We start from the raw sequence: 12,950 nt of genomic DNA on the forward strand, positions 1-12,950 counted from the left end.
GGAATCAGTCACCAGACCCCTTGATAGACCTCCTGGCGTCTCGGACGGCCTGGAGAATGGGCTGGGAATCAGTCACCAGACCCCTTGATAGACTTCCCGTCTGCGAAGGTGTACGCCTTGCAGTGCTGGGAATCAGTCACCAGACCCCTTGATAGACTTCTGGGGCGACATGGACGACTGCGGGAACTGCTGGGAATCAGTCACCAGACCCCTTGATAGACTTCCGACTGACTCTGGGCGAGCGTGAGGGCAGCTGGGAATCAGTCACCAGACCCCTTGATAGACTTCGCGTCCGGCAGCGGGACCTCGAACTTCTGCTGGGAATCAGTCACCAGACCCCTTGATAGACTTCAGGCCCCTGGGCTCAGGGAGCCCGTCAGGCTGGGAATCAGTCACCAGACCCCTTGATAGACTTCGTGGAGCGACCCCGACTGGGATCCGACCGCTGGGAATCAGTCACCAGACCCCTTGATAGACTTCTCCACCGCCCGCCCCGTCACCGCCCCACGCTGGGAATCAGTCACCAGACCCCTTGATAGACTTCACGCACCCACTCGGGTCGCGTGATCGCCGCTGGGAATCAGTCACCAGACCCCTTGATAGACTTCGCCTCGGCGGCCGCCAGGTTGAACTGAGGCTGGGAATCAGTCACCAGACCCCTTGATAGACTTCACGAACCCCGACAGCCACTACTGGTACAGCTGGGAATCAGTCACCAGACCCCTTGATAGACTTCGAGACGCCAGCGACGTGACCGCCTTATCGCTGGGAATCAGTCACCAGACCCCTTGATAGACTTCGCACCCCCTGCCAGGACCTATCCAACGCGCTGGGAATCAGTCACCAGACCCCTTGATAGACTTCGCAGAGACGGCAGGCCGCTGGCCTTCCCGCTGGGAATCAGTCACCAGACCCCTTGATAGACTTCTCGCATCAGGACGCGGCCGCGGCCATCCGCTGGGAATCAGTCACCAGACCCCTTGATAGACTTCCGATGATTGCGCGCCAGGTGGCGGCGATGCTGGGAATCAGTCACCAGATCCCTTGATAGACTTCCCCGACGACTTCCACGAGTGGGCGCAGGGCTGGGAATCAGTCACCAGACCCCTTGATAGACTTCTGCTGGCAGGTCTGGACGGAACTGAGGTGCTGGGAATCAGTCACCAGACCCCTTGATAGACTTCAGAAACGTCTATCAAGGGGGTCTGACCAGCGCAAACGCCTCGTCAGGGGTTAGAAGATCATGAGCTGTTGGGGCTCGGGTTCAGCCTCGACGGGTTCTTCGTTGCGGAAACAGAGCGCGTGCGACCACTCGCGGTCGGTGACGTACAGGATCCGCACCTCGCCGCCGCGCGGCAGGTTGTTCCTGATCGCACTCGCCCTACGGCGCTCGCCGGCCACGGTCGGGGAGTAACGGACGTAGACGCTGTACTGCGCCATCCAGAAACCCTCATCCAGAAGAAGGTGCCGGAAACGAGTCGCCTCCTTGCGCTGCTTCTTCGTCGCCACCGGCAGATCGAACATGACCACGCACCACACTGGATCATCCGCCATCAGGACTCACGCCTCCGACCGGTCCACGATGGGACATCCAATCGGGCTCGGTCCCCTTCACAGTACTGGCCCAAGTGCTGAGCCAGCTCCTCCAAGACGGTCGGTAGCGTGGCACCGTCGTCACGGAACGGCTGTTGCACTGCAGCAACCAGAACCTGCTTCACCTGCCGTTCAGCGGGGCTCGCATCAGGAGCCAGATGCAGCACGGCATCATCCACCGCCGGGCGGAAGGGCTCAATGATGTCATCCACAAGGTTGAACATATTGCCGCGCCCATGGTGGAACAGGCCGAGCGTCGGGCTGAGCCCGGCGCTCACCACCGCCCGGATCCCTTGAGCTCGCAGGACCGCATAGCCGTAGTTCAAGCAGCTGTTGCGGTGATCCTCCGCCTCCGGGCGCCGGAGAAAATCACCCTCGGAGGCAAACAGCCGGGACCAGTACAGGCGAGCGGCATGGGCCTCGACGTTCTCCGGGTCGCCCGAGCGCACCGAACGCGCCATCTCCTTGAGCCGGGCTGCCGCAGGACGATCCTTCTGAAGCAGGACAGTCCCCTGCCCCAACACCTTCGCCCTCACCAGGCGCCCCCACGCATTCTTCCTCCGCGGCTCGGAGAGCTGTGACTGCGCCAGCTGCCTGGCCCCAACGCGACCATGCTCATGCCACGGATAGGCGGCGCCCTCGGGGATGCCCCGCCAGTCGCAGAACAGCACGACGACATCCGCGCCCAGCAGGCGATGCACGACAGCCGTCGAGAAGCTCACGTGGGGGCCCATGAGGACGACTGCCACATCGGCCGTCGGGATCCGATGCTCACCCCGTCGTCCTGGTGGACGCAGATCGCCCCACGATCCGAGGTGATGCGCCCCTCCAGTGACGAGCAGTCAATGATGCGCCAGGCTGTGTCCATCGGCGATCCTCAGTTGATAGTCCAGGAGACGGGGAGATTGGATCTGCTGGAATACCGAGGGCGGCCTAGAGCATCGCGACGAACAACAGTAGGTTGTACTTTAGCCAGTACGTTAATAGCTACTCGCCATCCTTTACCTTCAACGATTTCACTTACGGCGCTGCTTGGATTCCCTAATCCTTCCGCTGCAAGGATTCTTGGTTTCAACGTCAGTTTATTGTTGGCGTCATACCCACATATGCGCCAACGTGTGGTGTTGGGGTAGTCTTCGAGGAAACGCCCAATGGTGTCCTTGGTGAAGGAGCTAACGTTGATCTCCAGCTCGTCCCCTACCACGACCCATCCCAGATATGTTGCGTCGCCCTCAGCGATGGCCTGGCGAAGCTTCGGCTCGGCGCACCTCATGCTGATCGACTGGGGTGGGACGACCGCGGAGAAGAGATCCTCGTGCCGATGGCTGAGCAGGTCATGAGTGAAGACGCGGAGCATCGCGTAGACGGGCTTCTTGCCCTCGATGCGGTAGATGCGGGCGTGATGGATCGTTGACCCGATCTCCGCGTAGCCACCACGCACCGCGATAGCCCCAAAAGGCTTCTCCTTACTGTTATCCTCCGTCTTCTTCTTTTTAGAGAAAAGCTGAATATGGTCGTCAGACTTAATTTCTCGCCCGTGAACCTGAATGAAGCGATCCTCCCTGGCAGGAAGGCCGTTCTCGGCGTCGAAGTCCTCCTCCCGGGTGAGCGCACACCACAATGCGGGGGAACTGGCCCGATCAATCTGGTTGACTGACAGGCCGTCACCGAGCCGAGGAGTAGCGTACTTCCGGATCGTGTCGTCGTGGGCGTTACCGCTACCGAGACGCAAGCGAAGGTTCTCAACGACATGCACCTCATCGGCGGCCAGGCGCTCATTGAACAGCTCCGTGAGACGAAGCATGTGGCCCCGCCACGACTCGAAGCGCTCTCGCGCCCCCACGGTCGCGCCCGTGTACTGCTTCCAGGTCTCCTCCTGGCCAGTGAGGCGCTGCGCCCAGCGAAGACTTGACCGTTCTGCCAGGGTCTTGGCGGCGCTCCTCTCCATGAGGGCGACAACGCTCGCATCCACGGCGTGGTGGCGGCGGTCAATGCGATCCTTGCGCCCCTTCTCACCGATCAGGTTGATGCGGGAGTCTATGCCCGCCGCCTTGCGGGCAGCCGCAGTGATGGCGCCACGGTAGACCATGACATCGGCGTCGGGGTAGGCGGCGGCAATACGGTGGCGAAGCTCGTTGGCCATCCAAGCCACGGACTCCATGCTGCGCTCATCGATCTCCGGATCCTCCTGGGTGCGCTGAAGACGAGCAATGACCTCCTTCTTAAGGCGCTTCAACTCACCAGGTGACATGCCGCCAGGGCGGTTGCGCCACCTGCGCACTCGATCAATGGCCTCCTTCACCCCGACATCAGGGATCCCGCAGGTCTGCGCCCACACTGCGAACGGGGTATTCGACTTCGAACGGTTACAGCGCTCGCAGACGGCCACGAGATTCTCTCGGTGGTTATTCGATCCTGTTCCGGCCTGCGGAACGATGTGGTCCAGCTGAGAGGTGTGGTAGCCGATTGTCCCCCCACAGTACAAGCAGGCGGAGTCCTGCAATGTGATGGCGTGATGGCGCATGACGTCGCCCGGACGTACATGTCCCTCCACGCCGTAGGACTGCTGAATCTCCTTGATCGCGCGTTGGTTCACCTCGTAGCGACGGTTGTTCGCCCGGTCCCGTTCCCTTGCCGCACGCTCGCTGGCGAAGCCATCTCGAACATGCTCCACCTGAATGACCTCGGGCTTGCCCCACACATTCTCGACCGCGGCGAGATACCGTGCGACAGCCTTGAGAGTCCGGTCGACGGACGGGTTGCCCACCGGGGCGCCCACAGGTTCGGCCGGAGGGGCCCATGAGTCATCGACACCGAAGAGCTGCTTACGTGCCTCATGCAGATCGTCAGTCGTCGCCAGCATGTGGCCACTGAGGGCAGCCAATGACTCCCGCGAATACGCCGCACGTCCGGCTGGGAGGTGGAGAGAATCGAGCTTGGCCTGGTCCTCCTCCGGGAGCTCGGCAATGACCTCGGCGCACTCCGAGTCCTCAAGACCCTCGTAGAGGTAACGGACCATGGCGCCCTGCCGTTCGGCGTCGGCCTCCACCCACCAGGTCTTCAGCGCGCTGATCTTCGTCTTGCGCATGATCTGGTCGGTCACGTTGACCGGAGGCTGAGCGGCCGACCGCTCACCATCCGCGGTGAGCGTCGCGGTACCCCGCAGGGCCTGGCGGGAGACTCCCAGCTTCTCAGCCACATCAACCCAGGTCAGGTCGTCTCGCGGGTCCTCCAGGAGGAAGGCAACTACCTGGCGGCGCTCGTCCGCGGTCAGCGGCCGGTCCTTGCCTTTGGTCTCGCTGATGCGGAGATTGGCCACGATGGAGACGATCCGGAACCGTTGGAACTCCGGATCGCACTTCGGCGCGCGCCGAAAGGAGCCCTGGCCGGGAAGCGGGTCGGGAGCCACGCGGGAGACGGCTGACCCGCGTGGGGACTCCGCCTTGAAAACGGCTTGCAGCAACTGCTTGCAGACATCGGGAGAGATGCCCTGACGGTCGCAGATCTTCCGGATCTCGTTGGCGTTGTCGCTCTGATGCAGCTTGCCGAGAATGCCGTCCGGGCCACGCATGGTGATGCGGTGGGTCAGCGCCACCTGGGCCATCGCCTGCCCGGGGGTGATGCCGTCGTCGAGAATCTCGCCCGAGCCCGTCATGATGCGTTCGCGCAGTGCCTCCATGAACGGGGAGTCCTCTGCCGGTGACAACAGCGACTCGACCTTCGAGTACGGGTTGCGCCACCCCCGATGCCGCGCAATATGACGCACCGCCATGGAGACGGCCGGACCGCGCAACTCCTCGGGGAGCTTCTCCTCGACCAATCGAGCGCGTACTCTCCACACCCGGTATGGGTCGGTTTGCTCGCTCAGGTCCAGGAACTCTCCTGGCTTGGGGATCGGGAAGCCCAGGTCGAGCAGCACCTTGTCGAGCTGCTGGAGCCGCTTGCGTCGACGCCGCAGCAGACGCCGGGCGCGCCGGGCGACGCCGGAGATCTCCTTACGAGTCGAGGCGGTTTTCTTCCCACCCTCGCCGATCCCTGAGTCATGAATGAGCGACAGCGCTGAAAGGAGCTCGATGGGGGTCCCCTGGTCGTCAACCCGCAGCGTTGCGAGCCCGACGGAATGGGTGCCGACGTCGATCCCCACGCGAAGGTGGTGAGTAGGCATGAGAGATGCATACCACACTCGGACGCATCATGAGGCTGGCGTAAGAAAACTGCCCGGTCTCAATGTGAGATCGGGCAGTTAGACCGCCTTGCCGGTGGGCAAGCCGGTGGAGCATTCAACCCCGCAAGCATGGCGGGGCTTACTGGGAATCAGTCAGTGCGAGTGTAGCACCATCAGGGCTGGATCCCTGGTCTTAAGAGAGTCTCGGTGTGCGAGCGCCGGAGGTGGCGGAAGAGCGCGGGGGCGAGGGGCACTCGCCCCCCGGAGGCGGCTCGGGCGGGCCGGGGCGGTGGCCGCGGTTCGCGCCCGGGACGTACTTTCCGATCGGGGACTGCGTTGTCCTGCAGGCTACTGGGATCTCCTCGCAGTCGTATGGGGGAGAACGCAGTCCTGGTGGTGAAAGTACGTCCTCGATGGGGCGGTGGCTCCCGCAGCGGGGGTGGCGGGGCCAAGATGGAGGCATGCGTGACCTCAATGACCTGACCCGCCCCACCGTCCCCTCCGGCGCCATCCAGGAGCGCATGCTCGCCGAGACCGAGGAGCGCCGCGGCGTCGTCGGCCCGGCACCGGCCCTGCCCGACGACGCCGGAGCCCCCACCGCCCTGCGCGCCGCCCTGAGTGAGGCCGTCGCCGAGCTGGCCCCGCAGATCGTCGAGCTCTCCCACGACATCCACGACCACCCCGAGACCGGCTACGAGGAGCACCACGCCGTGGCCACGGTCGCCGAGCTCCTGCGCCGCCACGGCATCGAGCCCGAGGTCGGCGTCTACGGCATGGACACCGCCCTGCGCGCCGAGATCCCCGGGGGTGGAGGCGCGGACGCGGCGGCCGGAGGCGCCGGCGAATCAGTCGGCACCATCGCCATCCTCGCCGAGTACGACGCCCTGCCCGGCATCGGCCACGGCTGCGGACACAACGTCATGTGCGCCAACTCCGTGGGCGCCTTCCTCGCCCTGGCCGCCCTGGCCCGCACCCGCCCCGGCGCCCTGCCCGGCCGCGTCGTCCTGCAGACCACGCCCGCCGAGGAGAACTCGACCGCCAAGGAGATCCTGGCCGTGCGCGGCATGCTCGACGGCGTCGACGCCGCCATCCAGACCCACTCCTACGCCCACGACGTCACCCACCAGACCTGGCTGGGTGTGCGCCGCCTGGAGGTCGTCTTCCACGGCGTGCCGGCCCACGCCGCCTCCCAGCCCTTCATGGGCCGCAACGCCCTGGACGCCGCCACCCTGGCCCTGACCGGCATCGGTCTGCTGCGCCAGCAGATGCTCCCCATGGACCGTCTCCACGCCATCATCACCGACGGCGGCCAGGTCCCCAACATCATCCCCGAGCGCACCGAGCTGTCCATCATGGTGCGCTCCAAGTACCTCGAGACCCTCAAGGAGATCGCCGAGCGGGTCGAGGAGCTCCTCCACGGGGCCGCCCTCATGACTGGCACCGGCGTCGAGATCCTCACCTCCGAGTACTGCAACGAGGTCCCCGTCCGGGACAACGGCCCCCTGCTCAGCTCCTGGGTGCGCTCCCAGCGCGAGCGGGGCCGCGACCCGCTGGCCGCCGGGGTCCTGCCCGAGACCATCGCCGCCGGCACCGACTTCGGCAACGTCTCCCAGCGCGTGCCCGGCATCCACCCGCTCATCAAGGTCACCGACCGGCCCGACGTCGCCCTCCACACCCCCGCCATGACCGAGGCCGCCGGCGCCCCCACCGGGGACGCGGCCGCGCTCGACGGCGCCTACGGGCTGGCCGCCGTCGCCCTGGACTGGTTGCACGACGCCGAGCTGCGCCGCTGCGTGCGCGCCGACTTCGAGGCCAGTGGCGGGGCTATCGACGTCGCCGGCTTCTGGGAGGAGTGAGCCGGGCTCAGGCCGCCGGGCGGACAGCCGGTGCGGGCTGCCCCGACCGCCTGACCGCACTTGACGGCTCACTGTCGGGGTCTGCGGTGCGGGTAGAGCCATGGAGCGCTATGGCGCCCTCATGCGCCCCTGGTCGGTGCGGGTCAGGTCGCCGGGCGGCGGATGAGCAGCGCCCCGGGGTCGATGCGCACCCGCATGCTCTGCGTGGGCGCCAGCAGGTCGCCGTCGACCTCCACCAGGGCCGGCGCCGAGAGCTGGACGGCCACCTCCCCTCCGCGGCGCAGCACCACCCGCCCCAGGGAGCGGCCCGACTCGGAGTAGCGCGCCGCGTAGGGCGGCAGCACCTGGCGCGCCAGCGAGCTCCAGCCCGCCAGGCCGGCCACCGTGTCGATGGCAGCGATGTCGAGCAGGCCGTCGTCGGTGCGGGCCTGCGGCAGCAGGGTGATCCCGGCCGGCAGGCGGCCGCCGTTGGCCACCAGCAGGTTGCGGGCCCTCAGGCGCTCCACGCGCCGCGCGCCGGCCTCGTCCAGGAGACTGAGCACCAGATCCATGCGCGGCGAGCCCAGGTTCTCCATGGCCGCCAGCGCGTAGGCGCCCCAGCCGACCCGCGCCTTGAGGGCCGGGCGCGTGGAGGCCACCAGGCCGGCGTCGAAACCGATCCCGGCCACCACCATGCAGGCGTGCTCGTCGCCGAGTGTGGGCCGGGTCCACTGGCGCGGCCTGCGGGTCGCCCTCTGGATCGTGCGCACGGCCCGGGCCGCCTCAGTCGACAGCTGTCGGGAGTCGGCCGGTGCGACCGGGGCGGGAGGGGGTTCCGGCGGGGCTGCTGCGGCTGGGCCCGTCAGGGGTGCGGAGCCCGCCCGCCCGCGGGGGTCGCCCGCCGGCGCCGGGTCGGGGGCGACGTCGGGATCGGACCAGGGCTCGGTGCGCACCCAGGCCATGTCGGCGGGAAGATCGACGCCGTGGGCCACCACCCGGGCCGCGGCCCGGGCGTCCCCGACCGGCACCCTGAGGTTGCGGGCCGCCAGGTTCGCCGTGCCCAGCGGGACGATGCCCATCTGGGCGCCGGTGCCGGCCAGGCCGGCCGCCACCGAGCGCACCGTTCCGTCACCGCCGGCGGCCACCACCAGCCTCGCCCCGGCCGCCAGGGCCAGGCGCGCCTGCATCGTGCCGGGCTCGGAGACGCTCGTCTCCAGCCACACGGGCCCGGCATAGCCGGCCTCGCGCAGCTCGTCCTCCAGCAGGGAGCGCACCGCGGCGGTGACGCGCGGCTTGGAGGGGTTGACGACGACGCAGGCCAGTGGTCGCCCGGTGCGCGTCGTCGCCCGGGTGTCGCCGTCGGTGCCGCCCGTCATAGGGGCAGGCTAGTCGCCCTGGCGGTCTGGGTCACGGCCCGGGAGGGTCCGGCGGGCGGGAGCGGACTGGGAGGCCGCACGCCGCCGGCGAGGGGAGCCCCGGAGGAGGGCTCAGGCCTTGACGGGGGAGACGGGCAGGTCGGCCTCTCTCACCAGGCGCGAGATGAGGTCGGCCAGCTGGGCGAAGTCGGCGCCGCGCGAGGAGGAGACCCGGTGCACCAGGCCCATGCGGCGCATCGGTGCCTCGTCGCCGAAACGGGCGACGCCGTACTCCGAGGCGGGGGTCAGCAGCTGGAGCGCCCCCTCGGGGATGATCGTCACGCCGGAGCCGTGGGCGACCATGCGGGTCACCGTCGACAGGGTGGTGGCCACCGCGACCGGGGGCTGGGAGCCGTAGCGCTGGCACAGGGCCAGGGTCTGGTCGCGCAGGCAGTTGCCCTCGTCGAGCAGGAGGAGGGGCTGGTCGTCGAGCTCGGCGGGGCTCACGTCCGTGCGGCCGACCCAGGGGTGGTCGGCGGCGGTGAGGACGACGAGCCGCTCGTCGAACATCGGGATCGCGGTGATGCGCTGGAGGTCGTCCTCCAGGGCGATGATGATGGCGTCGAGGCGCCCCTGGGCGAGCTGGTCGAGGTTGTCCCCGGTGACCATCTCACGCAGGTCCAGGTCCATCTGGGGCAGGGCCTCACGCAGGCCGTCAATGAGAACGGGGGCCAGGTAGGGCGCGATGGTGGGGATGATGCCCAGGCGCATCGTGCCGCTCAGGGCGGCGCCCCGGCTGGAAGCGGCCTCGTTGAAGGCCTCGGCGGCCAGGACGGCGTCCCGAGCGAAGGGCAGCAGGGCCTCGCCCAGGGAGGTGACCAGGACGCGGCGGGTGGTGCGCTCCACCAGCTCGCCACCGACGCGCTTCTCCAGCGCGGTGATGGCCTGGGACAGGCTGGGCTGGCTGACTCCGAGCGCCGTGGCGGCCTCGCCGAAGTGCTGGTGGTCGCACAGCGCAACGAAGGCCCGCAGCTGGGAGAAGGACGGAGATGATGTGGTCGGCATGAGTTGTGGTCCTGTGGTCGGGGCCCGCATTCATGGCGATCGGCGAGCCTGTTATGACGGAGTGACAGATAATCGGGGGCAGACGACTAGCCGGGAGGAGCGGGGAGGGCGGTGCGGTGGGAGGTGAGGGCGAGCCTCCAACGTGGCGACTCGGAAACACCGTCGGGAACGATAGGGCGCACCGATTGAAATGGATTCTATTCACAGGTGGATTGCCTTGGTAAGAGGGGTGTGGGTCACGTTCTTCGTTCCGAGGTGGTGCGGGTGAGGGTGGGCGTGTATGCGTCGCGGCCTCGTAGGCCCCACGCCGCTACCATCTAATCTCCCGGATAATTCCTGGGTTCCAGGGGGCCCGGGTCGCTTCGACGGCGGGGTGTCCGCCGGGGGATCGACGTCGAATCCGGCCCGTTGTGCCCCCGAGTGTCGGCTCGGCCACTCGCCCGTGACTTTGGTCCTCTCGATATTCCCCGCCCGCCCCGCTCGTCCCGTCCACGGCCCGGGGCCGCTCGAATGCTGTCTGGGGCGCGGTCCTGACTACACTCGGGACCATGATCGACCTGCGTGCGCTTCGTGAGAACCCCGAGCCCTTCCGCGCCAGCCAGCGAGCCCGTGGTGCCGACGTCGATCTCGTCGACCGCGTCATCGCCGCCGACGAGACCCGCCGTCAGGCGCTGGCCGCCTTCGAGAACCTCCGTGCCGAGCAGAAGCAGGTCTCCCGGTCCGTGGGGAAGGCCTCCCCGGAGGAGCGCCCAGCGATCCTGGCCAGCGCCAAGGAGCTGGCCGAGCAGGTCAAGGCCGCCGAAGCCGCCTCCTCGGCCGCCGCCGCCGAGCTCGACGACCTGGCCCGCCAGTTCGCCAACCTCATCGAGGGGGCGCCCTCGGGCGGCGAGGAGGACTACGTCGTCCTGCGCCACGAGGGCGGCCAGCCCCGCGACTTCGCCGCCGAGGGCTTCGAGCCCGCCGACCACCTGGCGATCGGCGAGGGCCTGGACATCATCGACACCCGCCGCGGCGCCAAGGTCTCCGGCGCCCGCTTCTACTACCTCAAGGGCTGGGGCATGCGCCTGGAGCTGGCCCTCATGACGGCCGCCCTGGACGCCGCCGTCGCCCACGGCTTCACCCCGATGACCACCCCCACCCTCGTGACCCCGCAGGTCATGGGCGGCACCGGCTTCCTGGGCGCCCACAGCGACGAGATCTACTACCTGCCCGCCGACGACCTCTACCTCACCGGCACCTCCGAGGTGGCCCTGGCCGGCTACCACGCCGACGAGATCCTCGACCTGTCCGCCGGGCCCAATCGCTACATGGGCTGGTCCACCTGCTACCGGCGCGAGGCCGGGGCCGCCGGCAAGGACACCCGCGGCATCATCCGCGTCCACCAGTTCAACAAGGCGGAGATGTTCTCCTACTGCCGCCCCGCGGACGCCGAGGCCGAGCACGCCCGGCTCCTGGCCATGGAGGAGGAGATGCTGGCCCTGGTCGAGCTGCCCTACCGGGTCATCGACACCGCCGCCGGGGACCTGGGCTCCTCGGCCGCCCGCAAGTTCGACTGCGAGGCCTGGCTGCCCACCCAGCAGCGCTGGATGGAGGTCACCTCCACCTCCAACTGCACCACCTACCAGGCCCGCCGCCTGGCCGTGCGTGAGCGCCGTGAGGGCGGCACGAGCCCCGTGGCCACCCTCAACGGGACCCTGGCCACCACCCGCTGGATGGTCGCCATCCTGGAGAACCACCAGCAGGCCGACGGCTCGGTGCGCGTGCCCGCGGGCCTGCGCCCCTACCTGGGCGGCCTGGAGGTCATCGAGCCCGTCGGCGCCACCGCCTGAGGGCCGGCCCCGTGAACCCCACGCCCGCCTCCAGCCCGAGTGCCGCCCACGAGACCGAGGCCGTCGGTGAGCCCGCCGGCTGCGAGCACACCGGCAACGGCCCGGCCGTCAACCCCGTCACCGGCATCGCCCCGGCCGGCCAGCCCCTGACCCACCTGGGCGGCTCCACGGAGTACGTCGGGCACCTCGAGGACGGCGCCGGACAGGCCGCAGGCACCGGCGAGCGCGTCCTGCGCCGTCGGCCCCTGGACCACGAGGAGTACCACGCCCTCGTCCAGGACCGGATGCAGGACCTTAACGCCCTGGAGGCCGACGGCGGCGCCCGGCTCGCGCCCGGTCACGGGCTCGTCGTCGCCCTCGACGTCGACGGCACCATCCTCGACATGGACGGGCGCGTCTCGGAGCGGGTCATGGCCTCCGTCGCCCGCCTGCGCGCCCACGAGGTCCCCGTGGTCATCTCCACCGGCCGCGGGATCGCCGCCGCCATGCCGGTGGTGCGCCACCTGGGGCTGTCCACCGGCTGGATGGTGTGCGCCAACGGCGCCCTGACCCTGCGGCTCGACCCGGACGCCCCCGGTGGCTACGAGGTGGTCGACTCGCGCACCTTCGACCCGCGCGCCGCCATCGAGACCCTCCACGCCGCCGTGCCCGACGGGATCCTCGCCGTGGAGGACCCCGGCGTCGGCTTCAAGGTCTCCCGGCTCTTCCCCGACGGCGAGCTCATCGAGGACCAGCGGGTCGTCACCTTCGACGAGCTCGTCTCCCAGCCGGTCACCCGCGTGGTCCTGCGGGCCCCGGGCATGTCCGTGGATCGCTTCTCCCGGATCGTGGCCGACTCCGGGCTGCACTCGGTGGAGTACGCCATCGGCTGGACGGCCTGGCTCGACGTCGCCCCCGAGGGCGTCACCAAGGCCTCCGCCCTCGAGGCGCTCATCGCCCGCCTGGGCACCGACTCCGCCCACGTCCTGGCGGTCGGGGACGGCTCCAACGACGTCGAGATGATCGAGTGGGCCGGAGCCGGCGTCGTCATGGGCAGCGCGCCGCAGTGGGTGCGCGACCGCGGCGATATCCTGACCGAGCCCGTGTGGCGGGACGGCTGCGCGGCCGT

9 protein-coding genes and 1 CRISPR repeat array are annotated in these 12,950 nt (G+C 68.5%); of the genes, 3 read left to right on the forward strand and 6 right to left on the reverse strand.

All coding sequences use genetic code 11. The features are described from left to right. Positions 1-60: 60 nt before the first annotated feature. Positions 61-1,184: direct repeats of the CRISPR family, unit length 36 nt; unit sequence GCTGGGAATCAGTCACCAGACCCCTTGATAGACTTC. 49 nt (positions 1,185-1,233) lie between these two features. The 4 genes from cas2 to cas9 are packed head-to-tail and all read right to left on the reverse strand — an operon-like array spanning position 1,234 to position 5,737. Continuing rightward, positions 1,234-1,554: a CRISPR-associated endonuclease Cas2 gene (gene cas2, locus BKH32_RS07695; protein WP_075249394.1), complete on the reverse strand. Its 321-nt coding sequence runs from the start codon at positions 1,552-1,554 to the stop codon at positions 1,234-1,236. Then, on the reverse strand, positions 1,554-2,315 hold the full coding sequence (cas1, locus tag BKH32_RS07700; RefSeq protein ID WP_256691335.1) for a type II CRISPR-associated endonuclease Cas1: 762 nt from the start codon (positions 2,313-2,315) through the stop codon (positions 1,554-1,556). Before cas1 ends, cas2 begins: the two co-directional genes overlap by 1 nt. Beyond that, positions 2,312-2,461: a hypothetical protein gene (locus tag BKH32_RS14435; protein WP_256691337.1), complete on the reverse strand. Its 150-nt coding sequence runs from the start codon at positions 2,459-2,461 to the stop codon at positions 2,312-2,314. The genes cas1 and BKH32_RS14435 overlap by 4 nt, the downstream gene beginning before the upstream one ends. Before the next feature lie 9 nt (positions 2,462-2,470). Beyond that, the gene (gene cas9, locus BKH32_RS07705; RefSeq protein WP_256691340.1) at positions 2,471-5,737 is read right to left on the reverse strand and encodes a type II CRISPR RNA-guided endonuclease Cas9; all 3,267 of its coding nucleotides are present in this window, start codon (positions 5,735-5,737) and stop codon (positions 2,471-2,473) included. Between the two features lie 482 nt (positions 5,738-6,219). Between cas9 and BKH32_RS07715 the strand changes: the two genes are divergently transcribed. Further along, complete coding sequence (locus BKH32_RS07715; RefSeq protein ID WP_075249397.1) at positions 6,220-7,614, forward strand: amidohydrolase; 1,395 nt, start codon at positions 6,220-6,222, stop codon at positions 7,612-7,614. A gap of 143 nt (positions 7,615-7,757) precedes the next feature. Here BKH32_RS07715 and BKH32_RS07720 read toward each other — a convergent pair whose 3' ends face one another. Then, positions 7,758-8,969 carry a diacylglycerol/lipid kinase family protein gene (locus tag BKH32_RS07720; RefSeq protein WP_075249398.1) on the reverse strand — a complete coding sequence of 404 codons (1,212 nt, stop codon included), beginning with the start codon at positions 8,967-8,969 and terminating at the stop codon, positions 7,758-7,760. 111 nt (positions 8,970-9,080) lie between these two features. Next, positions 9,081-10,013, reverse strand: a complete 933-nt coding sequence (locus BKH32_RS07725) for a LysR substrate-binding domain-containing protein (RefSeq protein WP_075249399.1) — start codon at positions 10,011-10,013, stop codon at positions 9,081-9,083. A gap of 548 nt (positions 10,014-10,561) precedes the next feature. Here BKH32_RS07725 and serS point away from each other — a divergent pair. Together serS and BKH32_RS07735 are read left to right on the forward strand one after the other, a co-directional pair. Continuing rightward, the gene (gene serS, locus BKH32_RS07730) at positions 10,562-11,842 is read left to right on the forward strand and encodes a serine--tRNA ligase (RefSeq protein ID WP_075249400.1); all 1,281 of its coding nucleotides are present in this window, start codon (positions 10,562-10,564) and stop codon (positions 11,840-11,842) included. Positions 11,843-11,853: 11 nt separating this feature from the next. Continuing rightward, positions 11,854-12,950, forward strand: a 1,097-nt coding sequence (locus tag BKH32_RS07735) for an HAD family hydrolase (RefSeq protein ID WP_075249401.1), incomplete at its 3' end; no start/stop codon positions are given.

It is taken from the genome of Actinomyces oris (assembly GCF_001929375.1).
Taxonomy (GTDB): domain Bacteria; phylum Actinomycetota; class Actinomycetes; order Actinomycetales; family Actinomycetaceae; genus Actinomyces; species Actinomyces oris_B.

Bases quoted from the DNA above. Each gene is read 5' to 3' on its own strand.
- serS (WP_075249400.1), top strand. From the start codon at position 10,562: ATGATCGACCTGCGTGCGCTTCGTGAGAACCCCGAGCCCTTCCGCGCC.
- BKH32_RS07720 (WP_075249398.1), bottom strand. From the start codon at position 8,969: ATGACGGGCGGCACCGACGGCGACACCCGGGCGACGACGCGCACCGGG.
- BKH32_RS14435 (WP_256691337.1), bottom strand. From the start codon at position 2,461: ATGGACACAGCCTGGCGCATCATTGACTGCTCGTCACTGGAGGGGCGC.
- BKH32_RS07725 (WP_075249399.1), bottom strand. From the start codon at position 10,013: ATGCCGACCACATCATCTCCGTCCTTCTCCCAGCTGCGGGCCTTCGTT.
- cas2 (WP_075249394.1), bottom strand. From the start codon at position 1,554: ATGGCGGATGATCCAGTGTGGTGCGTGGTCATGTTCGATCTGCCGGTG.
- BKH32_RS07715 (WP_075249397.1), top strand. From the start codon at position 6,220: ATGCGTGACCTCAATGACCTGACCCGCCCCACCGTCCCCTCCGGCGCC.